At 70.9% G+C, this 22336-nt stretch carries 21 protein-coding genes; 7 read left to right on the top strand and 14 right to left on the bottom strand.

The window, feature by feature from the left end; genetic code table 11:
- Positions 1–66: 66 nt before the first annotated feature.
- Together OG371_RS26030 and aceB are read right to left on the bottom strand one after the other, a co-directional pair.
- Positions 67–1260, bottom strand: a complete 1194-nt coding sequence (locus OG371_RS26030) for a DUF6986 family protein (protein ID WP_329057775.1) — start codon at positions 1258–1260, stop codon at positions 67–69.
- Positions 1260–2834: a malate synthase A gene (gene aceB / locus OG371_RS26025; protein ID WP_329057773.1), complete on the bottom strand. Its 1575-nt coding sequence runs from the start codon at positions 2832–2834 to the stop codon at positions 1260–1262. The genes OG371_RS26030 and aceB overlap by 1 nt, the downstream gene beginning before the upstream one ends.
- Positions 2835–2951: 117 nt before the next feature.
- Here aceB and OG371_RS26020 point away from each other — a divergent pair, with 117 nt between their 5' ends.
- Positions 2952–3716, top strand: a complete 765-nt coding sequence (locus tag OG371_RS26020) for an IclR family transcriptional regulator (RefSeq protein ID WP_329057771.1) — start codon at positions 2952–2954, stop codon at positions 3714–3716.
- Between the two features lie 18 nt (positions 3717–3734).
- Here OG371_RS26020 and OG371_RS26015 read toward each other — a convergent pair whose 3' ends face one another.
- From OG371_RS26015 to ftsY, 8 genes are all read right to left on the bottom strand, one after another.
- Positions 3735–4247: a GNAT family N-acetyltransferase gene (locus OG371_RS26015; RefSeq protein WP_442876180.1), complete on the bottom strand. Its 513-nt coding sequence runs from the start codon at positions 4245–4247 to the stop codon at positions 3735–3737.
- Positions 4248–4313: 66 nt separating this feature from the next.
- Positions 4314–4625: a DUF4333 domain-containing protein gene (locus OG371_RS26010; protein WP_329057769.1), complete on the bottom strand. Its 312-nt coding sequence runs from the start codon at positions 4623–4625 to the stop codon at positions 4314–4316.
- A gap of 27 nt (positions 4626–4652) precedes the next feature.
- Positions 4653–5393 (bottom strand): hypothetical protein, encoded by a 741-nt coding sequence (locus OG371_RS26005; protein WP_329057767.1) that lies wholly within the window; start codon positions 5391–5393, stop codon positions 4653–4655.
- Positions 5393–5899 (bottom strand): YbaB/EbfC family nucleoid-associated protein, encoded by a 507-nt coding sequence (locus tag OG371_RS26000; protein WP_329057766.1) that lies wholly within the window; start codon positions 5897–5899, stop codon positions 5393–5395. Before OG371_RS26000 ends, OG371_RS26005 begins: the two co-directional genes overlap by 1 nt.
- The gene (locus OG371_RS25995; protein ID WP_329057763.1) at positions 5899–6396 is read right to left on the bottom strand and encodes a hypothetical protein; all 498 of its coding nucleotides are present in this window, start codon (positions 6394–6396) and stop codon (positions 5899–5901) included. Before OG371_RS25995 ends, OG371_RS26000 begins: the two co-directional genes overlap by 1 nt.
- 32 nt (positions 6397–6428) lie before the next feature.
- The gene (locus OG371_RS25990; RefSeq protein ID WP_329057761.1) at positions 6429–7835 is read right to left on the bottom strand and encodes a putative T7SS-secreted protein; all 1407 of its coding nucleotides are present in this window, start codon (positions 7833–7835) and stop codon (positions 6429–6431) included.
- Complete coding sequence (locus OG371_RS25985) at positions 7835–8674, bottom strand: WXG100 family type VII secretion target (protein WP_329057760.1); 840 nt, start codon at positions 8672–8674, stop codon at positions 7835–7837. Before OG371_RS25985 ends, OG371_RS25990 begins: the two co-directional genes overlap by 1 nt.
- A 123-nt stretch (positions 8675–8797) precedes the next feature.
- Positions 8798–10102 (bottom strand): signal recognition particle-docking protein FtsY, encoded by a 1305-nt coding sequence (gene ftsY, locus OG371_RS25980; RefSeq protein WP_329057758.1) that lies wholly within the window; start codon positions 10100–10102, stop codon positions 8798–8800.
- A gap of 150 nt (positions 10103–10252) precedes the next feature.
- Between ftsY and OG371_RS25975 the strand changes: the two genes are divergently transcribed.
- From OG371_RS25975 to OG371_RS25965, 3 genes are all read left to right on the top strand, one after another.
- Positions 10253–11470 carry an anhydro-N-acetylmuramic acid kinase gene (locus tag OG371_RS25975; RefSeq protein WP_329057757.1) on the top strand — a complete coding sequence of 406 codons (1218 nt, stop codon included), beginning with the start codon at positions 10253–10255 and terminating at the stop codon, positions 11468–11470.
- A gap of 9 nt (positions 11471–11479) precedes the next feature.
- Positions 11480–13051 carry a sodium:solute symporter gene (locus tag OG371_RS25970; RefSeq protein ID WP_329057756.1) on the top strand — a complete coding sequence of 524 codons (1572 nt, stop codon included), beginning with the start codon at positions 11480–11482 and terminating at the stop codon, positions 13049–13051.
- A 111-nt stretch (positions 13052–13162) separates the two neighbouring features.
- Positions 13163–13735: a DUF3455 domain-containing protein gene (locus OG371_RS25965; RefSeq protein ID WP_329057754.1), complete on the top strand. Its 573-nt coding sequence runs from the start codon at positions 13163–13165 to the stop codon at positions 13733–13735.
- A gap of 67 nt (positions 13736–13802) precedes the next feature.
- Here OG371_RS25965 and OG371_RS47470 read toward each other — a convergent pair whose 3' ends face one another.
- Both OG371_RS47470 and OG371_RS25960 read right to left on the bottom strand, forming a co-directional pair.
- Positions 13803–14270, bottom strand: a complete 468-nt coding sequence (locus OG371_RS47470) for a beta/gamma crystallin domain-containing protein (RefSeq protein WP_442875983.1) — start codon at positions 14268–14270, stop codon at positions 13803–13805.
- The gene (locus OG371_RS25960) at positions 14189–14755 is read right to left on the bottom strand and encodes a hypothetical protein (RefSeq protein WP_329057753.1); all 567 of its coding nucleotides are present in this window, start codon (positions 14753–14755) and stop codon (positions 14189–14191) included. Before OG371_RS25960 ends, OG371_RS47470 begins: the two co-directional genes overlap by 82 nt.
- Positions 14756–15139: 384 nt before the next feature.
- On the opposite strand from OG371_RS25960, the gene OG371_RS25955 reads away from it, so the two are divergent.
- From OG371_RS25955 to OG371_RS25945, 3 genes are read left to right on the top strand one after another with little or no spacing between them, the layout of a single operon-like run.
- Positions 15140–15538, top strand: a complete 399-nt coding sequence (locus OG371_RS25955; protein ID WP_329057752.1) for a hypothetical protein — start codon at positions 15140–15142, stop codon at positions 15536–15538.
- Positions 15535–16149: a DUF3558 domain-containing protein gene (locus tag OG371_RS25950; RefSeq protein WP_329057751.1), complete on the top strand. Its 615-nt coding sequence runs from the start codon at positions 15535–15537 to the stop codon at positions 16147–16149. Before OG371_RS25955 ends, OG371_RS25950 begins: the two co-directional genes overlap by 4 nt.
- Position 16150: 1 nt before the next feature.
- Positions 16151–17392 (top strand): hypothetical protein, encoded by a 1242-nt coding sequence (locus OG371_RS25945; RefSeq protein WP_329057750.1) that lies wholly within the window; start codon positions 16151–16153, stop codon positions 17390–17392.
- 41 nt (positions 17393–17433) lie between these two features.
- Here the strand turns inward: OG371_RS25945 and OG371_RS25940 are convergent, their stop codons facing one another.
- Both OG371_RS25940 and smc read right to left on the bottom strand, forming a co-directional pair.
- Positions 17434–18126: an ESX secretion-associated protein EspG gene (locus OG371_RS25940; RefSeq protein WP_329057749.1), complete on the bottom strand. Its 693-nt coding sequence runs from the start codon at positions 18124–18126 to the stop codon at positions 17434–17436.
- Positions 18127–18427: 301 nt separating this feature from the next.
- Positions 18428–22027 carry a chromosome segregation protein SMC gene (gene smc / locus OG371_RS25935; RefSeq protein WP_329057748.1) on the bottom strand — a complete coding sequence of 1200 codons (3600 nt, stop codon included), beginning with the start codon at positions 22025–22027 and terminating at the stop codon, positions 18428–18430.
- Positions 22028–22336 lie beyond the last annotated feature (309 nt).

Raw genomic sequence — 22336 nt, 5'->3', positions numbered from 1 at the left:
AGCGGATGACGCTTTTCCTTCGCTCAGTGCGGGTCAAGCGTCATCCGCTGCACCAAAGTCCCGCGTTCAGGCGAGGCGCCGGGCGTAGCGGTCCAGCTCCACCCGGTCGAACGGCAGCTCGGACTCCTCCAGCGCGCCGCAATACAGGCCGCCGAGCAGGTACCGCGCGAGCGCTTCGGCCGTCGCGGGCTCGTCGAGGACACCGCCGGACGTCTGGTCGGCGTAGTCGCGAAGCCGCTTCGCCGCGTCCGGGAAGCCTTCGCGGTAGAAGGCGTACGTCGCCGCGAAGCGGGTCGGCAGCTGGTGCGGGTGCAGGTCCCAGCCCTGGTAGAAGCCGTTCTCCAGCGAGCGCCGCACCAGGCGGAGGTGCTCGGCCCAGGCCGTGGGCAGGGCGTCGCCGACCGGCAGTTTGTTGGTGGAGCCGTCGGACAGCCGCACACCCGTGCCCGCGGCGGCGACCTGCATGAGCTGCTTGGCGAAGTCCGCGGCCGGGTGCTCCATGCTCTGGTACGCGGCGGCGATGCCGAGGCCCGCACTGTAGTCGTAGGTGCCGTAGTGCAGGCCGGAGCAGCGCCCGGCCGCGGCCTGGATGATGCGCGCGACCGAAACCGTCCCGTCGTGGGCGAGGATCGACTGCGCGGTCTCGATCTGCACCTCGAAGCGCAACGAGCCCTCGTCGAGTTCGTACGCGGATTCCAGGCGTGCCAACACATCCGCGGCTACTTCAACCTGTTCGACGGCCGTCACCTTGGGCAGCGTGACGACAAAACCGCCGGGCAACGGGCCGTTCTCCAGCAGGCCGGAGAGGAACAGGTCGAGCGTGCGGATGCCGCGTCGGCGCGTCGCGGCCTCGAAGCTCTTGAACCGGATCCCGACAAACGGCGTGCCGCCGGTGGTCGCGAGCGTCTGCCCGGCGGCCAGCGCGGCGGCGTCCTCCGCGGCGTCGCCCGGGTTTCCGTAGCCGTCCTCGAAGTCGATCCGCAGATCCTCGATCGGCTCGGTGAGCAGCTTGGCGCGCACGCGCTCAGCGACGTCCGGGGTGAGGCCGAGCCGGTCGCCCTCCTCGATGAACACCCGCATGGCCCGCTTGCCCCAGTCGGCGACCAGGCGCGTGCGGTACTGGGACGCCGGCACGTACACGGTGTGCACGGGCCGGCGACCCGGCGGCTCGCCGGGGTACAGCGCCGCGACGCGCGCGTCCGCATCCGCGAGCCGCGCGTCCGCGCTGGTGTAAACGTCCTCGGAGAGCCGGCCGCCCATTACTTGATGCGCTCGTAGGCCGGGAGCGTGAGGAAGTCCGGGAACTCCTCGGCCAGCGCGACCTGCTCGAACAGCTCGACAGCCGGGGTCAGCAGCTCTTCCTTGACGTCGGCGGCCAGCTCGCCGCGGACGTCGGCCAGCACGCCGCGCACCAGCTCCGCGGTCACCCGGTCGCCGGTGTCGAGCACCGTGCCGTTCTTCACCCACTGCCAGACCTGCGAACGCGAGATCTCGGCGGTGGCGGCGTCCTCCATCAGGTTGTGGATGGCCGCCGCGCCGTTGCCGCTGAGCCACGAGGCGATGTAACGGATGCCGACCTCGACGGCGGCGCGCAGGCCGGCCGCGGTGGCGCTGCCCGGCGTCGAAGCGACGTCCAGCAGCTGGTCGGCGGTCACGCTGACCTCGTCGCGGGTGCGCTCGAGCTGGTTCGGCTTGTCGCCGAGCACCTTGTCGAACTCCTCGCGGCAGAGCGAAACCATGCCCGGGTGCGCGACCCACGAGCCGTCGAAGCCGTCGCCGGCCTCGCGCGCCTTGTCGTCGTGGACCTTCTTGAACGCGCCCTCGTTGACCGCCGGGTCCTTGCTCGGGATGAACGCGGCCATGCCGCCGATCGCGAACGCGCCGCGCTTGTGGCAGGTGCGCACCAGCAGCTCGGTGTAGGCGCGCATGAACGGCGCGGTCATGGTGACCGAGTTGCGGTCCGGCAGCACGAACTTCTCGCCGGCGTCGCGGAAGTACTTGATCACGCTGAACAGGTAGTCCCAGCGGCCCGCGTTCAGGCCCGAGGCGTGCTCGCGCAGCTCGTAGAGGATCTCCTCCATCTCGAACGCGGCCGGGATGGTCTCGATCAGCACGGTCGCGCGGACGGTGCCGTGCTCGATGCCGAGTTCCTTCTCGGCGTGGGTGAACACGTCGTTCCACAGCCGCGCCTCGAGGTGGCTCTCCATCTTCGGCAGGTAGAAGTACGGGCCCTTGCCGCGCTTGAGCAATTCGGCCGCGTTGTGGAAGAAGTACAGGCCGAAGTCGACCAGCGCGCCGACGCCCTTGCGCCCGCCGAAGGTCAGGTTGCGCTCGTCGAGGTGCCAGCCGCGCGGGCGGACCACGATGGTGGCGTGCTCGACGTCGTCCTTCAGCGCGTAGCTCTTGCCGCCGCTCTCCAGCGTGATGTCGCCGCGGACCGCGTCACGCAGGTTGACCTGGCCGGAGACCACGTTCGCCCAGTGCGGGGTGTTCGCGTCCTCGAAGTCGGCGAGCCACACCTTGGCGCCGGAGTTGAGCGCGTTGATGGTCATCTTGCGGTCGGTCGGGCCGGTGATCTCCACCCGGCGGTCGCGCAGCGCCGGCGGCGCCCCGGCGACCTGCCAGTCGCCCTCGCGGATCGCCTGGGTCTCCGGCAGGAAGTCGAGCCGGCCGGTGGTGCGGGCCTCCTCGCGGCGCTTGCCGCGGGCGAGCAGCAGTTCGTCCCGGCGGCCCGCGAACGCGTCGTGCAGCCCCGCCAGGAAGGCGAGGGCTTCCGGCGTCAGGATCTCGTCGCCGCGCTCGACAGAGCCGCCGAGGACCTGGACTTCAGACATGCGAAACACCCCGAGTCGTTCTTTGGATAACGTCCCTACGGTTTTTACCTGACGGACTATAGTTTCTGCATAGCGGAAGCTCAAACGGCAGTGCCCGGACCTGTGAGGAGGACCACGGTGGCGGCTGAGAAAAGCGGACGAGACGGCGGCGTCCAGTCCCTGCAACGCGCCTTCGAGCTGCTGGAACACCTCGCCGACACCGGCGGGGAGGCCAGTCTCTCGGAGCTCGCGACGCTGTCCGGGCTGCCGATGCCGACGATCCACCGGCTGATCCGGACGCTGGTCGACCTCGGCTACGTGCGGCAGAACACCAACCGCCGGTACGCCCTCGGCGCCCGGCTGATCCGGCTCGGCGAGAACGCCAGCATGCAGTTCGGCGCCTGGGCGCGCCCGCTGCTGGTCGAGCTGGTGGAGGAGGTCGGCGAGACGGCCAACCTCGCGGTGCTGGAACGCGACGAGGTGGTGTACGTGGCGCAGGTGCCGTCCAAGCACTCGATGCGGATGTTCACCGAAGTCGGCCGGCGGCTGCTGCCGCACGGCACCGGGGTCGGGAAGGCGATGCTCGCGCAACTGCCCGCCGAAGACGTCACCGCGCTGCTCGACCGCACCGGCATGCCCGCCTACACCGAACACACCTTCACCGACCCGGACGCGCTCGCCGCGGAGCTGACCCGGATCGCGGGCCAGGGCTACGCGCTGGACGAGGCCGAGCAGGAGCTGGGCGTCCGCTGCATCGCGGTGGCCGTGCCCGGCGCGCCGGTGCCCGCCGCGGTTTCGGTGTCCGGCCCGTCGGGACGGCTGACCGCGGACGCGGTGGCGCACATCGCGCCGGTGGTGCAGAAGATCGCGGACCGGCTCTCGCAACAGCTGCCGCCCGCCTGAACCCGCTCGTGGGCGGCGTCAGCGAGCAGAGCCGCCCACGAGTTCACCGGCCAGCAGGTCCATCAGCAGCCCGTCGTGCCACGTGCCGTCGGGCCCGCGCTCGTACGACCGCAGCACGCCGACCGGCCGGAAGCCGAGCTTCTCGTACACGTGCACGGCCCGAGTGTTGGCCACCGCCGGGTCGATGGTGAGCCGGTGGTGGCCCTGGGCGAACAGGTGCGCGGCGAGCACGCGGATCGCCTCGGCGCCGAAGCCCCGGCCGTGCCACCGCGGGTCGACGGCGATGTCGATGCCGGCGTGCCGGTACTGCGGCTCCAGTTCCTCGAAACTCTGGATCAGCCCGACGGTCTCGCCGTCGAACTCGATGGCATAGCTGGAAAATCCCGCTTCGGCTTCCAGCAGCCCGTCGGCCTCTTTCTCGGCTTCACCCCACCACGACGCGACTTCCGGGGTGGCGAGGATGTCCCGCGCCCGGTCGCGGTCCCGCTCGGTGAGCGGGCGCAGGTGGACGCGCGGGCCTTCGATGATCACGGCGGTCTCGTCGGGCGGCACGCTCAGGAGTGTGCGCCCGGCGAGGCCGCGCGGTCACCGGGTTTTTCAGTTGCTGGGCTTGTTGTCCACCTGGACGTCGTACTTGGCGTTGCTGCCCTCGACCGACTTGATCGTGGCGGTGAGCCCGTACTTGGTCGACCCGGCCGCCAGCTCGCAGCGCATGTGCTCGCCCTGCTTGGCGTTGATCGGGCCCGGGCAGGTGATCGAGTCGGGGCGCTGCCCCACCGACTGCTGCAACGCGTCGGCGATCCCCTTCTCCAGGTCGGCCTTGGCGATCTGCTGGTTCACCTCGACGTTGGCCGAGCAGCCGCCGAGCACGAGACCCGCGCAGCAGAGCGCGAGCGTGACTGTCCTCATCGGACGGAACATGGAGCGTAAGCCTCCTCAGGCCCAGACGGAACGGGGGATCAGGTCGAGCAGGTCGCAGCGCAGGTCGAGCGCGGGGATCAGCTCCTTCGGGTCGCGGTAGTCGCTGACCTGGTCGAAGAAGTCGAGGTTCGCGCCGAGCAGCGTGAAGCCGCGGAACTGGCGGGTGTCGGTCGCCAGGAAGTTCGTCACCTGCGTGGCGAGCACCGCGCGGGCGAAGCGCTCGTCGCCGGTGTGCACCTCCCAGCGGTTGTCGAAGTCCGGGTTGCCGAACTGCAGGTCGCCCTGCCCGGCCATGGCGTTGACCCGGTTGGCGACCCCGGCGGACGGGCTGATCTGCAGCGCCGGCCCGCGGCCGGGCGCCTGCACCCAGATCGCCTGGGCCAGGCTCGAGCCCGGGCCCGGCCTGGTCACCTTGAACCGGGCGGCCAGGAACGGGCGCCCGCGGTGCGTCCCGCTGATGATCTCGTGCGCCTCGATCGCGCGCAGCCGCCCGGCGAGCGGATCGCCGGGGTTGACCACCTGCGAGACCAGGCTTTGCTGGATATAGGTGTCGGCCTCGTTGTAGACCGCGCAGTAGGAGTCGTTGCGCTCCTCGAACTTCCAGCCGCGGCGCGCGGATTCCTCCGCCAGCCGCGCGAGCGCCCCGGCTTCCTGGCGCTTGTTCATCCGCATGATCCACAGCACGAAGGCGACGATCGCGGCACCGAAGATCACCGTGCCGCCGACCGCGATCGCGATGATCGCCCCGGTGCTCATCAGCCCGGTCCCTCCTTGCGCAGGACGAATTCTTCGACGTGTTCGTCCTCGACCGGCCGGGCCGGGCGGCGGCCCGGCGCACCGGGCGGCGGGGCCTGGACCGGCAGCGGCGCCGTGGCGGCCGCCGACGGGCGGGCCGCGCCGAACAGCTGCTCGTCGGAATCCAGCACGCGGTCCAGCAGCTCGGTGTCGCCCAGGCCCCGGCGGACGACGTCGGCCTGCATCCGCGCGGCGATCGCCTGCGCCTCGGCGATGGCGCCCATGACGTCGGCCGACAACGCCGAAGGCGCCGTCTCGCGGGCCCGCTCGCTGAAGGTGATGGACGTGATCGAGCCGCCCGCGCCCGCGACCACGGTCACCACCCCGTCCGGCGAGGTGGCCTGGCCCCGGGCGTCCTTCAGCTCGTCGGCCATGTGGCGGTAGGACTCGGCGCGCATCCGGTTCTCGGCCGCCGCGGTGTCGATCGCCTCGATCCGCGCCAGCAGCTGCCTGGCAGTCTCGTTCATCAGGCCTTCTCGGGGGTGATCGTCGAGAGGAACTTCTGGAAGTCGTCGATGACCTGCTCGAACTGGTTCTCCAGCAACGCGGACAGCACCACGTGCAGCACCGCGCGCCGCTGCGGGTCCTTCTGGTCCCGCAGCGACATGAAGACCTGGAACTGCACGATGTCGACCGGCTTGCCGTTCAGCGGAATCGTCAGCTTCACCGCTTGGGTGAGCCCGGGGCTGTCCGGCGAGCCGACCTCGTTGCGCCGCCCCAGCTGCACGCCCTGGCCGCCGGCCGCGCGCAGCTTCTCCACCGCTTCGTCACCGATCGCGGTCAGGTCTTCGTCATCGGCCCGGACCTCTCCGGTGATGGAGATGTTCGCGGTGAACCCGTCCTGCCGAGTGCCCGGGTGCAGCGCCACGAAGGCCGCCTCCGGCGTGCCGACCTCGTCGGGCGGCACCGAGCGCCAGCCCTCGGGCAGCGAGAACTCGATCGGGACCGGGATGGTGGTGGCCACTGTTTCGCTCCTGCTTCTGGTAAGGCGGGCGGTCAGAACCCGAGGAAGTGGCCGACGGAGCCCGCGGCGTTCTTGATGCCGTGCCCGACGTCGGAGGCCACGTGGCCGACGTCACCGGCCACATCCTGCACCGTGTCCACGACTTCCGCCGGATCGACGCTGACATCGAAGCCGACCTTGCCGCCGATGCCGAGCCCGACGCCGACCGAGGCGCCGAGGTGGAACTTGCCGTCGTCGCCCATGCCGACCTGGCCGCTGGCCTCGGCGCCGGCCCCGGCCCACGCCTCGCCGTGCACACCGGCCGTGACACCGGCGACCTCGGCGCTGGCGTCGCCCTCGACGCGGGCGCCGGCGAACGCCGAGGCGCTGCCCTGCGCGCCGGTCCAGCCGATCGTGCCTTCACCCTCGGCTTTGGCCCCGACAAACGCTTCGCCCGAGCCCTTCACGTTCGCGTGGTCACCGAGGTGCACCTCGCCTTCGGCGCTTCCCTTGGCCAGGTAGGCCTCGGCCGACGCCCCGGCGGTCACGCCGAGCACGCTCGCCCCGGCGTGCGCTTCGGCCCCGGCGCCGAGGACCGAGCCCTCGATCTTCCCGCTGCCGCCGAAGGTGCCGTCGCCGAACTTGCCGTCGAGCGAGCCGTGGAGCAGGGAGACGTCCGCGGACGCCGACACCGTCGATTCAGACGTGTCGATGCCGAGCTTCTCCAGCAGGGGGCCGATCTTGTCGATGGCCATCCCGCCGGACTGCTCGGTGCCCCACTTGCCCTGGTAGCTCTTGCCGCCCTTGCCGTTCTGCCAGCCGCCGGGGTCCTCTTCGACCCATTCCTTCTTCTCCGGGTCCCACTTCTTCTGCTTCTTGCGGGCGTCGGCGCCGAACTCCTTGCCCTCGCCGATGTCCTTGCTGTAGCTGCCGTCGTCGTTCTTCTTGAACCCCAGCGCTTCCGCGACGGCGCCGCCGACCTGTTCGAGCTTGCCGCGCGCGCTCTCCAGGATCTGCTGCGCCTCCTGGGTCGCGCCGGCGGCGGGATCGGTGAACGGCGCCAGCGGCTGCCCGGTCGACGCGGCCTGCTGCGCCTGGGTGTTGTACTGCGCGGCCGCGGCCCGCGAAGCCGCCTGCGCCTTCGTGAACACCTCGATCGCGCGCTGTGCCTCGGACTGGCCCCAGTTGAGCGCGTCGCCGTAGTCCGCGAGCGCGGAAGCGCCCTTGCCGAGCACGCCGATGGTCTCGGTCCAGTTCTTCGGCTCCTGGCCGAACACCTGGCGGAACTTGTCCCCGCTCTCGCCCACCCACTGCTGCGGGTCGATGCCGCCCAGGCCTTCGGAGATGCCCGCCATCTTCTGGATGTTGCCGACCAGCTCCTTGAGGTCACCCGAGATGAGCTGCGGCTCACCGGGGATCAGGGCCTTGGGGTCGGTGGTCTGTCCCAGCTCCGCTGCCATCAGTAGACCGGTCCTTCACCGTCGCTGCCGGTAGTGCCGCCGGACGATCCGGGGAACAGCTCCCGCGAACGCTCCGGGCTCATCACGCCCGTGGGGCCGTCTTCGAGCGAGCCGCTGATCTTGCCGGTCGCGCCGCCGGCCCAGCCGCCGCCGGGCACCTCGTCGTGCAGCCCGCCGCCGTCGCCGCCCAGGCGCTCGTTCAGCTGCGAGGGCGTCAGGCCTCCGGCGAACCCGCCGCCGGGCACGCCTTCCAGGCCGCTGCCGATCCGGGCCTCGCCGCCGAGCGGGCCGAGCCTGCTGCCCGCCTCGCCGCCCGCTCCCCCGCCGACTTCGCTGTGCGGGTCCAGACCGCTGCCGACCTTGCCATCGGACTCGCCGAACGGGTCCAGGCCACTGCCGATCTCGCCGCCGGCCACGCCGAGCGGGTCCAGGCCGCTGCCGAGCTTCCCGCCTATCGGGCTCAGGCCGATGCCGAGCTCCCCGCCGCCCAGGACGCCGCCGATCCCACCGGTGATGCCGCCGCCGGGCGCGCCCTCGAGCCCGCCGAGCAGGCCGCCGCCGAGCTTGCCCAGCGCCTCACTGGCCGCGCTGTCGGAATCCGCGTACTTGACCGCGGCCGTGCGCAGGTCCTCGCCGTGGCCTTCGGCCTTCTTGGCGAGTTTTCCCACCTCTGCTTTGACATCCTCGATGAAACTGCCCCAGCCGGTCTGCACGCCGGGATGGCCGTAGTCACCGCTCGGGCCCTGCCACAGCATGCTGCCGGCGCTGCCGACGACGTCACCGATGCGGTTCGCGGTCCGGTAGAGCTCCTCCGGCACCGCCCCGAAACCACCTGTCATGACCTCTCGGCCCCCTCGATGTCAAGGCTTGACGACGAGGCCACCGTGGCAGAGAGATCCGGACGATCTGTCCCGATCGCGGCTTAATCACCCATCTGGGGGAACGCGGGTGATCCGGGCGGATCAGCCCAGCAACGCGTCGACGAAGGCACCCGGCTCGAACGGCGCCAGGTCGTCCGGGCCCTCGCCGAGGCCGACGAGCTTGACCGGCACGCCCAGCTCGCGCTGGACCTGGAAGACGATGCCGCCCTTCGCAGTGCCGTCGAGCTTGGTCAGCACGATGCCGGTGACGTCGACGACCTCGGCGAACACCCGCGCCTGCGCGAGGCCGTTCTGGCCGGTGGTCGCGTCGAGGACCAGCAGCACCTCGTCGACCTTCGCCTGCTTCTCGACGACCCGCTTGACCTTGCCCAGCTCGTCCATCAGGCCGGTCTTGGTGTGCAGCCGGCCGGCGGTGTCCACGAGCACCGCGTCCACGCCGTCCTCGATGCCGCGCTTGACGGCGTCGAACGCGACCGCCGCCGGGTCCGCGCCCTCCTTGCCACGCACCACGGTCGCGCCCACCCGCTCGCCCCAGGTCTGGAGCTGGTCGGCGGCAGCGGCGCGGAAGGTGTCCGCCGCGCCGAGCACGACTGTGCTGCCCTGCGCCACGAGCACCCGCGCGAGCTTGCCGGTGGTGGTGGTCTTGCCGGTGCCGTTGACCCCGGCGACCAGCACCACGGCGGGCTGCTTCTGCCCGTCCACCTGGTGCGGCAGGGCGCGGACGGCGCGGTGGCCGTCGGTCGACAGGGCGGCGGTCAGCACCTCGTGCAGCACCGCGCGCGCCTCGGCGGACGAGCGCACGGCCTTGCGGCTCAGCTCGTCGCGCAGGCGCAACACGATCTGGTCGGTCGTGGCCGCGCCGAGGTCGGCGACCAGCAGCGTGTCCTCGACGTCCTGCCAGGAGTCCTCGTCGAGGTCACCCGCGCCGAGCAGGCCCAGCAGGCTCTGCCCGAACACCGAGCGCGACTTCGACAGCCGCCCGCGCAGCCGCTCCAGCCGTCCGGTGGCGGGATCGATCTCGTCGATCTCTTCGGCCGGGGCTTCCTCGGCCACCTCGGGCTCGGGCAGCTTGACGTCGCGCACCGTGCGCTGGCCGGAGTCGCGGGGCACGGCGGCGTCGTCGCCCACCGCGGGCTGGCCGTCGACCTCCGGCCGGTCCTCGACCGGATGCGCGGGCGGCTCGGCGGCTTCCGCCTCGGCCTCACCGCCCGGGGCCAGCGTGATGCCGCCGGACGCGGTGTAGCTGCCGCGCTTCGGCTTCGCCTCGACCTCGCGGGCCTTGTCCAGGCTGATCCGCCGCCGGCGGGCGATGAGCAGCCCGGACACCAGCACGGCGACCAGGACGACGACGGCGACGACAACAATCCAGAACCAGGTGCTAGACACGCCTCCATCCTTTCATCCGCCCCGCCGCCGCACCGGGTACCCCGACCCGGGGCGCCCATCAGGCCAAGGGATCACCGGCTGAGTTCCGATTCGGCCAAGACTTCACCGCCCGGCTTGCGCCGCCGGGACGGCTTGGCTAGACCACTCCGGATGACTACGCGCGCCGGCCACCGGTTCCGGGTTCTCGGGCTGCTGTCCGGGACCTCGGTCGACGGCATCGACGTGGCCGTGGCGGACCTGCGCGCCGACGGCGGCACCGTGGTGCTCACCCCGCTCGGCGAACTCGACGTCCCCTACGCCGACGAATTGCGCGAGGGCCTGCTCAAAGCCCTTCCGCCGCAGCCGAGCAGCGCCGAACAGCTGACCATCCTCGACACGCTGGTCGGGCAGGCCTTCGCCGAAGCCGCGAGCCAGGGCATCAAGCGCTACGGGCCGGTGGACGTCATCGCCTCGCTCGGCCAGACCGTCTACCACTGGGTTTCCGGCGGCGTCGCCCTCGGCACGCTGCAGCTCGGCCAGCCCGCGTGGATCGCGGAGCGGACCGGCGTCCCGGTGCTCGCGGACCTGCGCATCCGCGACATCACCGCGGGCGGACAGGGCGCTCCGCTGGCGAGCACGCTCGACGCGCTGTGGCTGCGCGGGCTCGCCGAGGAGACCGGCCGCCCGGTCGCCGCGCTGAACCTCGGCGGGATCGCGAACATCACCGTCGTCAGCGAGACCGACACCGACGTGCTCGCCTACGACACCGGCCCGGCCAACGCTTTGCTGGACGTCGCCGCCGCCCGCGTCACCAAGGGGGCGCAGCACGCGGACCTCGACGGCCGCCTCGCCCTAGCCGGCACCGTCCGCCCGGACCTGCTCGACCGGCTCCTCGCCGACCCCTACTTTGCCGCCGCAGCACCGAAATCCACGGGCAAGGAGCACTTCCACAGCGGTTACCTCGACGCGGCGCTCGACGGCCTGCCGCCGCTGTCCGCCGAAGACCTGCTCGCCACCCTCACCGAACTGACGGCCGTCACCGTCGCCGCGGAATGCCGTCGGCACGGCGCCGCCACGGTTGTCGCGTCCGGCGGCGGGGTCGCGAATCCCGCGGTGATGGCGGCGCTGGCCCGGCACCTGCCCGGCGTCGCCCTGCGGACCAGCGACGACCTCGGCCTGCCGGGCGCGGGCAAAGAGGCTTATCTGACGGCGCTGCTCGGCTGGCTGGGCTGGTGCGGCGTCCCGGCCACGCTGCCGTCCGCCACGGGCGCGCGCGGGCCGCGGCTGCTCGGCGCGCTGACGCCCGGCGCCGGGCCACTCGACCTTCCGGCCCCACTGGGGGGCACCGTGACCCGGCTAAGGGTCGCGGAAGTCGGCGCAGGACGGTAGGAGAACTCCATGAACCCAGTCGATCTGGTGATCGTCATCGTGTACCTGGCGGCGATGCCGATCATCGGCGTGCTGGTCGGGCGCAGGCAGAAGTCCGCGAACGACTACTTCGTCGGTGAGCGCAGCATGCCCTGGTGGGCGGTGACGCTCTCGGTGGTGGCGACCGAGACGTCCACGCTCACCGTCATCTCCACGCCCGGCCTGGTCTTCGGCAGCGCGTTCCTGTTCCTGGAGGTGGCCTTCGGCTACATCCTGGGCCGGCTGGTCGCGGCGTTCGTGCTGCTGCCGCGCTACTTCAAGGGCAACTACGTCAGCGCGTACGAGTTCCTCGGCCGCCGCTTCGGGCGCGGGCTGCAGGGCACCGCGTCGGTGACGTTCGTGGTGACCCGGCTGCTGGCCGAGGGCCTGCGGCTGTTCGCCGGCGCCATCCCGATCAAGGCGATCCTCGACCACTACGGCATCCACACCGCCTACTGGCACATCGTGGTGCTGCTGACCGCGCTGACCCTGATCTACGCGTTCGTCGGCGGCATCAAGTCGGTGATCTGGGTCGACGTGATCCAGTGGTCGCTCTACATCCTCGGCGCGATCGGCGCGGTCATCTTCCTGTCCACGAAGCTGCCGGAAGGCTGGACCTCGATCGCCTCGGGCCAGGGCCGCTTCCAGCTCACCGACTTCGCGTCGAACATCATCACCAGCCCGTACGCGTTCATCGGCGCCGTGGTCGGCGGTGCCTTCCTTTCGATGGCCTCACACGGCGCGGACCAGCTGATCGTCGGACGGCTGCTGTCGACCAAGAGCCTGCGCGACGGCCAGCGCGCGCTGATCGGCTCGTCGATCGTGGTGTTCATCCAGTTCGCGCTGTTCCTGGTGGTCGGCGCGATGCTGTGGGTGTACACGGGCGGCAAGACCGGCGCCACCGCCACCGCCGTCGCGGCCGGGAAGATGTCCGGCGACGACGTGTTCTCCAACTTCATCGTCAACGACCTGCCGGTCGGTCTGGCCGGGCTGCTGATCGCCGGCATCCTCGCGTCCACCATGGGCGCGCTGGCCTCGGCGCTGAACGCGCTGTCCACCTCGACCATCGCCGACCTTTACCAGCGCTTCACCAAGCGCACGGTGGAGGACTCGAGGCTGCTGCGCCACGGTCGCATGTGGACACTGATCTGGGCCGTGGTGTTCGCGATCTTCGCCTCGTTGTTCACCAACTCGAAGGACCCGGTGATCCAGCAGGGCCTCGGCATCGTCGGGTACACCTACGGCGCGCTGCTCGGCTCGTTCTTCCTCGGCCTGGTGGTCAAGAAGGCCCGGCAGTCCGACGCGGTGGTCGCGTTCGCCTGCTCGGTGGTCGGCATGGCGTTCCTGATCCTGTTCGTCAAGTTCGACAAGGCCACCACGGCGGTGCACATCCAGTTCGGCGCGGCGACGAAGACGCTCGTGCCGCTCGCCACCTACTGGTACACGTTTGTCGGCGTGCTGATCTCGATGATCGTCGGCGGGCTGCTCGCGCTGCGCCACCGCGGGGCCGACCCGCGCGCGACCGAGGTGGACGCCCCGCCGCAGGAGGAAGTCTCGGCCTGAGAGCCGTCGCGAAAAGAAATCCGCTCCTCCGGTGAACCGTTCCGGGGCGGGCGCCCGTGTTTGCTCACGAGCGCCCGCCTGGTGGAGGCGGGCCCGGGTGAGGCGGGGACGATGAAGCGGATTTCGATGGCACTGGCCGTGGGCTCGATGGTTCTGCTCGGCGGCGCGACGGCGTGCGCGTCGACCGGCGGCGGCGCGACGGCGGCCGGGGCCGGGGTCAAGCCGGTGGCCCAGACGGCGGGTGGGCAGCCCGAGATCGTCGAGGTGCCCGCGGCGGTCAAGGTGCCCGGCGCAGCGAGGCACATCGGCACCTACCAGGGCCGCGGCGTGCAGATCTACGGCTGCACCAACGGCGCGTGGACCCTGGTCCAGCCCGCCGCGATCATCTCCGACGGCGGCAAGCCGATCGCGCTGCACAGCAAGGGACCGGTGTGGACGTCCACAGTGGACGGCAGCACGGTGGCGGCGACGGCGGTGCCGGGCGCGGCCGTGCAGCACCCGGACGCTGTCCCGGAGCTGCTGCTCAAGGCGGACACGACCAGCGGCAAGGGCCTGTTCGCGAACGTCACCTTCGTGCAGCGCCTCAACACCAAGGGCGGCCTGGCCCCGAAGGGCGCCTGCGCCGCGGGCGACCAGACCGCCACGCCGTACACCGCGGACTACGCCTTCTGGGCCGCGAACTGACCTGACGGCAACGGCCCGGCGCCCTCGGATTCGAGGACACCGGGCCGTTCGCCGGTGAATCAGTAGATCACGACCTGGCGGGCGTGCACGAAGTTCGTGTCGACCCCTGCCAGCGGCCGAGGTCGGTCCGGCCGCCGTCCCAGTACACGGTCACCACGTTGTTGCCGGAGTCGATCCGGCCGACCCCGGACAGGTCCACGCCGACCGCGCCGGCGTTGGCGAAGCACGCGGTGTCGCTGCCGTCCCAAGGGTTTCCGCCCGCGAGGTGCAGGCGGACGAAGTCGGTCCGGCCGTCGCAGGCGACATGACCGGCGGCGAACGCCGCGGCGGCAGACTCACGCGGCCGGGCCCCCTCGACGTTGCCAGCCGGAAGCCCGGCGCGGACAGCCGATCCGGGCGGTTCGTACCCGTTTTTACCTACTGGCAGGGCGGAACACTGAGATTCCGGGACGTTCAGGGCTGGCCGTGGAACGAAAGGCCCTTGCCGCCGCAGCCGATCATCCCGCTGCCGGCCGTGCCGCCGTCGTAAGCGCACTGCCAGCCGTCGACGGTCAGGACGTGCGCGGTGCCCTCGGCCTTGGTGGGTGCCTGCGCCAGGTAGTCCGACAGCACGTCGATCGCTTCGGTGCAGCCGACCGTGCCGGCCGGCATGGCCTCGGCCACCACGTCGATCTTCCCGGTGGGGCCGTCGATCGGGCCGCAGTCGACCGTCTTGCCGAGCCCGCCCCGCGGCGCCGGGCCGGAGCCGTCCCGTTTGCCCGCGGCGGAGCTCGCGGGCTTGGGCGCGCGGGCCTGCGGCTTCGCGGTCTGACCCGTCTGCCCCGTCTGCGCGTCCGGCACCGTCTGCGACGACGGTGTGGTCGCCGGCGCCGAAGGCGTTGCGGTCGGCGCGGCCGGGGTAGAGACTGCGCTCCCCGGCAGCTGGCCTGCCGAGATGCCCCCGCTACCGCAAGCGGTGAGCGTCAGGGCCACGCCGAGCAACGAGCCGGAAATCAGCGATCGGGCCACCATCGTGCGCATTTCGGATTCCCTCCTGGACTGGCTTTCGCCAAGTTCTTCGAATATCCAGGAAGACGCCTGCTGCACCGGTCAGTTGACCGGTGCAGCGGAACGACCGCGCATCTTGCCCCTTCGGGCACTGATCGCCCGGCGGGGCGAACCCCGGCTCAGGAAGCCGGCACCGGCTGCTCCTCGGTCGCGCGCAGCCGCTGCGGGACCGTCCTCCGGGCAGCCCTTTCGCAGTGAGCAACAGTTTCGCCGAATATCTTTTATGTCTATAGAAATTACGTCCTAACCATTTATGTCTTGTTCTCAAGAATTGACCCAACCCGCCCACGACGAGTGAGTGATCGGATACGGTTATGTGTCGAAGCCGCAATTTTGAGCGTTGCCGAGGGGGCAGCCATGTGGGAAGACGTCGCCTTCACCGTCATGGGCACAGGCGCGCCCGGGTCCGGTCAGTCCGGGTTCTCGATGAGCCCGGACGAGGCCAAGAAAGCCCTCGATGGGCTGCTCCAAGTCAAGAGCCAGCTCAAAACGATGCATGAAGACGTCGCGCGACTGTGCGCGATGAGGCCGCCGTCCCAAGACCCCGTGACCCTGGCGATGCACAAGTCACGCGTTGGTGACGGCGGCGGAGCGCTTGGTGCGTTCTCCTACGGCGGCGGTCATATCGACCTACAGCTCAGCTACGTCAACGAACTCGCCGACCGCATCGCCAAAGCCCTCCACATCACTGTCGCCGCGGACGAGGAGCAGGCCGGTCAGATGTCGAAGCTCAACATGCAGGAAGACCCCAAATGAAGTTTCGCAAGTCGCTGGCCCTGCTCGGGTCAGCACTGCTGCTGTCCGGGTGCTCCGACGACACCGGCGGCATCGCCACGCCAGCCCCCAGCAGCCTCGCTCCGGTCAACCTCACGCCGCCGTATGCGGGGGCACCCAAGGTCGAGAATCCGCTTCCGGACAGCGTGATCTCCGGCGACCCCTGCCAGGACGCACTGACCGCGGAACAGGTCAAGACCGACGTCGGCAGCGGTATCACCGGCAAACGAGACAGCCTCGCCGGCGTCGGTGCCACCTGTGAGTGGTCGGACCTGCAGTCCGGGGCGCTGCTGAAGATCTACTTCACGACCAAGACCAAGCTCGGCATCAGCCAGTACTACGACCAAACCCAGAAGGTTGCGAAACGGTTCGAAATCCTGCAGCCCATCCAGGGATTCCCGGCCGTCGCCTACGATACGGCGGCGGCCGGACCGGAATCAGCCTTCTGTCAGGTCGCAGTCGGGATCTCCGACACCGCCGACTTCGAGGTCGGTCTCTCCAGATCTGATTCGAGCAAGGCCGACCCCTGCAAGATCGCCGCGGAGATCGCCGGCGATGTGGCCACCACGCTGAAGCAGAAGGCGGGGCGCTGACATGGACTGGCTGGAAGTGGCGAAGCAGACGGCACAGCAGTGGCAGGCCAGCCAGCCGCCTCAGGTGCCGATCGATCAGATCGTCCAGCAGCTTCAGCAGTCCGACTCGTCCGGCTGGCAGGACGGCGTCGACCTGTCCCATGGACTCGCCACCAAGCAGGAGGCGCTCAGCCAGCAGATGACCTCGCTGATGAGCAACCTGGAGTCGTCCTGGCAGGGCGAGGGTGCCGACCTCGCGCGCTCGCGGATGCAGAAGATGCGCGACTCGATGATCGACGCGCATCAGACCTTCCTGGGCAACAAGGACACGCACGCCGCCGGCCTCGCGATGCACGAGAACCTGCGCAACCAGATCGCCGCGATGCCGCCGAAGCCGTCCCTCACGCCGGGGCAGACCGTCGGCTTCACTAACGTCGACATGCTCCTGAAGTCGTCCGCCTACATCGACGCGGCGCAGAAGAACCTCGACACCTACAACGCCTTCGCCACCGAGAGCCAAGGCAACTCCGGCCAGCTCAAGGCCGACTACGGCGTCATCGGGAAATACGACGGCGGCGACGTCTCCCTGGCTGGACAGCCGCCGGCCGAGCCACCGGTCCAGCCGACGCCGCACGGGCCGTCCGAGCCAGGCGGCGGCGACTCGGGCCAGCCTCGTAGCCAAGGCCCCGGCGGACCGAACGCACCGACGTCCTCGCCGGCCGGGCAGCAGCCCGGCTACCGGCCGCCGAACGTGCCCGTCGCGTCCGGGCCCGACAGCACTACCACCACTTCCTCTTACCAGCCACCGAATCTCCCCGGCGGGCCCGGCGGATACGGCCCTGGCAACCCGGGCGGGTTCGGACCCGGCGGTCCGGGCAGTTCCGGGCCGGGCGGGTTCGGCGGGTTCAGCCCGGTCGGCGGGTTCGGGACTGGCGGGCCGGCAGGTGGCTTCGGCCCGGGCGGATCGGCTTCCGGCGGCTCGGGCTCCGGTGGTCAGAACGGCGCAGGAGCACGCGCCGGCGCCGGCGGCGGGGAACCGGGCGCCGCGGGCACTCGCGGCCCCGGCGCGGGCGGTGCCGGCAGTGCCGGCCGCAATGGCTCGCCCGGAATGGGCGCCGGTATGGGCCGCGGCGGCAAAAAGGGCGAGGAAGACGCTGACCACGAACGCAAGTACGTGCTCGACGTGGACCTGTTCGCCGACGAGGAAACCGCCATCGATCCGGAGACCGGGTTCCGGCCAGTACCCCCGACAATCGGCACCTGACGACTGCCGGGCTCCCCTCGATACCGCGGCGGGCACCGTCGTCAGAGCGCCTCGTACGTGTCATTCAGGACTTTCACGACCGCAGGCGGACCACCGGGAATCAGCTCGGTACGGTCGTTTTCGCTCCGGTAGGTCAGCACGCGGCCGATCTCCAGGTCCACGACGGTGATCGGACCGCCGACCCGGCGGCCCCGGCCCGTGCGCGCGGCCGAGTACAGCTGATGCACGCCGAGCTGCCGGCCCCTCAGCACGGCGGACAAGTACTCGCGATCTGTGCCGTCCTCGAACGGATCCGCCGTTTCCGGACGCGGCTCGACCGCGACCGGCCGAATCGCGGCGGCGGCCAGCGGCGGCAGCGTGTCGTGAAGGGCGGTGGCCAGCCGCGCGGCCGGGATCGGGTGCAGCTCGACCAGGTCGTCGTACACCTTGGCCAGCACGGCATGGTGCCCCTGCCGCACGGCTATCGCCGAGCTGCGGTTGCCGTTCGGCAATTCACTCCAGCCGAAACATTCCTGTTCGGCGTGGCCGAGCACCTTCAGCGTGGCCCGCCAGTGCGGTGCCAGGACCCCCTCCTCGGCCAACCCGATTCGAGCGAGAAAGGCCATGACCGCGACGTGCTGCTCCCGGCGCGCGGATTCGTCGGACCAGAACCGGCCGGTGCCGAAAACCGGATGCGGGTCACCCAGATCAAGCATGGTCCACGCGGTACTGAACACCGCGGCCGGCACCACCACCGGCTCGACGAGGACAGTCATTCGCCGGTGGAAACGAACAGCCGCCGCATTCCGGCGCACAGTGGTGGAACCCGCCGAGTCCGGCCTACCTGATTCCCCCGCACGAGTCCCCCTCGGTGCCAGTGTTTGCAATTGGTGACAAGTCAGCGTAACCGATCTTGGAACCAAGGCAAAAACGCTTCGGCCGAATGCGCAGAGCAAGACACAAACGCTATAGCCATCTATGCCATAGCGATTGTTTCCCGGACAACAGAAGAGGGCCTCCCGACCATGCTGCGGGAAGCCCTCTTCGTAACTCTGCTCAGGAAGCCGGCACCGGCTCCTCGGTCGCGCGCAGGCGCTGCGAGATCACCTTGGTGATGCCGTCGCCCTGCATGCTCACGCCGTAGAGCGCGTCGGCGATCTCCATGGTCGGCTTCTGGTGGGTGATGATGATCAGCTGCGAGGAGTCCCGCAGTTGCTCCAGCAGCCCGATCAGCCGGCGCATGTTGGTGTCGTCGAGCGCCGCCTCGACCTCGTCCATCACGTAGAAGGGCGAGGGGCGGGCGCGGAAGATGGCCACCAGCATGCCCACCGCCACCAGCGACTTCTCGCCACCGGAGAGCAGCGAGAGCCGCTTGACCTTCTTGCCCGGCGGCCGCGCCTCGACGTCCACGCCGGTGGCCAGCAGGTCGTTCGGCTGGGTGAGCACCATGCGGCCCTCGCCGCCGGGGAACAGCACGCTGAACACCGTCTCGAACTCGCGGGCGACGTCGGCGTACGCCGAGGCGAAGACCTCCAGGATCTTCTCGTCCACCTGCCGGATCACCGCCTCGAGGTCCTTGCGGGTGTCCTTGAGGTCTTCGAGCTGGGTGGAGAGGAACTTGTACCGCTCCTCCAGCGCCGCGAACTCCTCCAGCGCCAGCGGGTTCACCTTGCCCAGCAAGGAAAGGTCCTTCTCCGCGCGCTTGGCGCGGCGGGCCTGGGTGTCGCGGTCGTACGGCATCGGGGGCGGCGGGGTGACGTCCTCGCCGCGCTCCTTGGCCGCCTCGTACTCGGCCGTCTCGCCGGCGCTCGGCGGCACCGGCACGTCCGGGCCGTACTCGGCGACCAGGTCGTCCAGGCCGATGCCGAAGTCCTCGGCGATCTTGGCCTCGAGCGTCTCCAGCCGGAGCCGCTGCTCGGCACGCAGCACCTCGTCGCGGTGCACGGCGTCAGTCAGCTTCTCCAGTTCGCCGGACAGCTCGCGGACCTTGCCGCGGACGGCGGTCAGCGCCGTCTCCCGGGTCTGGCGCTGGGCCTGGGCCTCGTCGCGCTCGGCGGCCGCGCGCTGCACGGAGTGCTCGATCCGCTCCAGCGCCAGCTCACCGGCGTCGACCACCGCGTTCGCGATCTCGGCGCCCCGCTCACGGGCCTCGCGCGCCTTCGCCAGCCGCTCACGGGCCTGCTGCTCGGCGTGCGCGGCGCGGCGGAGCGATTCGGCGCGCCCGGCGATGCTGCGCGCCCGCTCCTCGGAGGTGCGCTGCGCCAGCCGCGCCTCCATCTCCTCCTGGCGGACCACGGTCAGCTGCGCCACGGCCTCGTCGCGCTCGGCGGTGTCCGGGTCGTCCTCGACCGGCTGCTCGGCGACGGCGGCGAGCCGCTCTTCCAGCTCGGCCAGCTGGGCCAGCGCCTGCTCGCGGCTCTGCTCGACCTTCGCGCGCTGCCCGGTGAGCCGCTCGACCTCCGCCTGCGCGGACCGCGCGGCCTGCTGCAACCGGTTGAGCCGCTCCGACGAACGCGCTTTGCGGACCTTCGCCTCACCGAGGGCGTCCTTGGCCTGGCTGACCTCTTCCCGGCGGGCCTGCTGCTCGGCGCGGGCGCCTTCCAGCTCGGCGGTGAACCGCTCCACCGCGCGCTCCGCGGTGCGCAGCCGGTCCCCCGCCTCGTCGACGGCGGCCTGGACCTCGATCACGCTCTCGCGCGCCGCGGACCCGCCGGCCACCCAGCCGGCCCCGAAAACGTCGCCCTCGGCAGTCACCGCGCGCACGTCCGGATGACTCGCGACGAGCTGACGCGCCGCCTCCAGCCCATTCACCAGCGCCAGCTTGTCGAGCGCGTGCTCGACCGCGGGACGCAGCTGCTCCGGTGCGCTGACCACCTCGCGGGCCCAGCGCGCGCCGTACGGCAGCATCGGCCAGCTACTGGTGTCCACAGTGGATGCAAAGCCGCCGAGCACGATGCCCGCACGGCCGGAATCGGTGTCCTTCAAGTACTTCAGCGCCTGCAGCGCCTGCTCCCCGCCGGCGATCGCGACGGCGTCGGCCACCGGCCCGAGCGCGGCGGCCAGCGCCACCTCGTGCCCCGGCTCGACGGTCAGCAGCGCGGCGACCGAGCCCAGCAGGCCGGGCAGCTCGTGGGACGCGCCGAGCAGCGCGCCCGCGCCGTCCTTGCGCTTGAGGCCCATCGAGAGCGCCTCGACCCGCGCGCGCTCCGAAGCGATCTCGCGCTCGGCGCCGCGCTCGGCCTTGACCAGCTCCTCGACCCGGGCCTTGGCGGCGTTGTTGGCCTCGACCGCGCGGTCGTGCCGCTGCATCAGCTCGGCGTCGTCGGAATCCTCGGCGCCGCCCTCGGCCTGCTCGACTTCCAGCTCCTCGACCGCGATCTCGGCGCGTTCGGCCGACTCTTCGAGGGAGACGGTGAGCCGGTCGATTTCGTCCGCGGTGGCACCGTTTTTACTGCGCAGCGCCTCGACCTGGCCGGTCAGCTTGGCCATGCCCTCACGGCGGTCGGCGATCGCGCGGACGGCGGCCCAGTGCGCGCGCTCCGCGGCCTGCACCCGCTGTTCGAGGTCTTCGCGCCGCAGCACGGTTTCGGCCAGCAGCTCGCGGGCCTCCATCACGGCCTCGTTGAGCTCCTGCTCCCGCTCGGCCACCTGCTCGGCCTCGGCCAGCAGCTCCTCCGGGTCACGCCCGCCGGTCGGCGCGGCGACATCGGAGGAAAGGTGCCGCTGGCGTTCGACGGCCAGCCGCACGGTGCCGCGCAGGCGCTCGGCCAGCGCGGAAAGCCGGTACCAGGTCTCCTGCGCGGTCTGCAGCTTCGGCGCGTCCTCGGCGAGCGAGGCCTCCAGCTCGGTTTCCTCCGCGGCGACGACTTCCAGCGCCTGCTCGACCTCGGCCCGGCGCTGACGGGCGGTGCGCTCGTCGGCCTCTTCCCTGGCGATGGAGCCGCGCTGGGTGACCAGGTCGTCGGCGAACAAGCGCAGCCGCGAGTCCCGCAGCTCCGACTGGACCCACTGCGCCTTGCGCGCGATCTCGGCCTGCTTGCCCAGCGGCTTGAGCTGGCGGCGCAGCTCCGTGGTGAGGTCGCCCAGCCGGTCCAGGTTGCCCTGCATGTTGGCGAGCTTGCGCAGGGTCTGTTCCTTGCGCTTGCGGTGTTTCAGGACGCCCGCGGCCTCTTCGATGAACGCGCGGCGCTCCTCGGGCTTCGACTCGAGGATCGCCGCCAGCTGCCCCTGCCCGACGATGACGTGCATCTCGCGGCCGATGCCGGAGTCCGACAGCAGTTCCTGCACGTCCATCAGCCGGCAGCGGTCGCCGTTGATCTCGTACTCGCTCGCGCCGTCGCGGAACATCCGGCGGGTGATGGAGACCTCGCCGTACTCGATGGGCAGCGCGCCGTCGGCGTTGTCGATGGTGAGCGTGACCTCGGCCCGGCCCAGCGGGGCGCGGCCCGCGGTGCCGGCGAAGATGACGTCCTCCATCTTGCCGCCGCGCAGGTCCTTCGCGCCCTGGGTGCCCATGACCCAGCGCAACGCGTCGAGGACGTTGGACTTGCCCGAGCCGTTCGGCCCGACCACGCAGGTGATCCCGGGCTCGAAGCGCAGCGTCGTGGCCGAGGCGAAGGACTTGAAGCCCTTCAGCGTCAAGCTTTTCAGGTGCACTTGGTGCGGACCCCTCTGGCCTCGGGTACTGGCTCTTCAATCGGTCCAGGCTACCTGGGCACCCGCGGTCACCGTGGGAGGCCGCCGGGCCGGGCGCGCCTAGCACAGAACCGGGCACCACGGCAACCCCTCTGGCCCCACCCGCCCCTCCGCTCACAGCCCGGCCCGATGCGCCCCAATGTGGCGTTCGGTGCGTGGAATCAGGGCTGGGCGCGCAGCGCCTCCGTTGAGGGTGGCGGTGGGGCAGGGCTGGAGCAACCAACGCCGCATTGGGGCGCTCAGCACCGCCGGGAGAGGAGCCGGAAGTGC

The sequence above is a fragment of the Amycolatopsis sp. NBC_01480 genome (assembly GCF_036227205.1).
In the GTDB taxonomy this organism is placed as follows: Bacteria; Actinomycetota; Actinomycetes; order Mycobacteriales; family Pseudonocardiaceae; genus Amycolatopsis.
This window is presented reverse-complemented; position numbering and strand designations above follow the sequence as displayed.

Coding starts and splice junctions, on each gene's coding strand:
- aceB (WP_329057773.1), bottom strand. CDS start 2,834: ATGTCTGAAGTCCAGGTCCTCGGCGGCTCTGTCGAGCGCGGCGACGAG.
- OG371_RS25950 (WP_329057751.1), top strand. CDS start 15,535: ATGAAGTTTCGCAAGTCGCTGGCCCTGCTCGGGTCAGCACTGCTGCTG.
- OG371_RS25945 (WP_329057750.1), top strand. CDS start 16,151: ATGGACTGGCTGGAAGTGGCGAAGCAGACGGCACAGCAGTGGCAGGCC.
- OG371_RS26030 (WP_329057775.1), bottom strand. CDS start 1,260: ATGGGCGGCCGGCTCTCCGAGGACGTTTACACCAGCGCGGACGCGCGG.
- OG371_RS25970 (WP_329057756.1), top strand. CDS start 11,480: ATGAACCCAGTCGATCTGGTGATCGTCATCGTGTACCTGGCGGCGATG.
- OG371_RS25975 (WP_329057757.1), top strand. CDS start 10,253: ATGACTACGCGCGCCGGCCACCGGTTCCGGGTTCTCGGGCTGCTGTCC.
- OG371_RS25960 (WP_329057753.1), bottom strand. CDS start 14,755: ATGCGCACGATGGTGGCCCGATCGCTGATTTCCGGCTCGTTGCTCGGC.
- OG371_RS25985 (WP_329057760.1), bottom strand. CDS start 8,674: ATGACAGGTGGTTTCGGGGCGGTGCCGGAGGAGCTCTACCGGACCGCG.
- OG371_RS25955 (WP_329057752.1), top strand. CDS start 15,140: ATGTGGGAAGACGTCGCCTTCACCGTCATGGGCACAGGCGCGCCCGGG.
- OG371_RS26000 (WP_329057766.1), bottom strand. CDS start 5,899: ATGAACGAGACTGCCAGGCAGCTGCTGGCGCGGATCGAGGCGATCGAC.
- OG371_RS26005 (WP_329057767.1), bottom strand. CDS start 5,393: ATGAGCACCGGGGCGATCATCGCGATCGCGGTCGGCGGCACGGTGATC.
- OG371_RS25965 (WP_329057754.1), top strand. CDS start 13,163: ATGAAGCGGATTTCGATGGCACTGGCCGTGGGCTCGATGGTTCTGCTC.
- OG371_RS25990 (WP_329057761.1), bottom strand. CDS start 7,835: ATGGCAGCGGAGCTGGGACAGACCACCGACCCCAAGGCCCTGATCCCC.
- OG371_RS26010 (WP_329057769.1), bottom strand. CDS start 4,625: ATGAGGACAGTCACGCTCGCGCTCTGCTGCGCGGGTCTCGTGCTCGGC.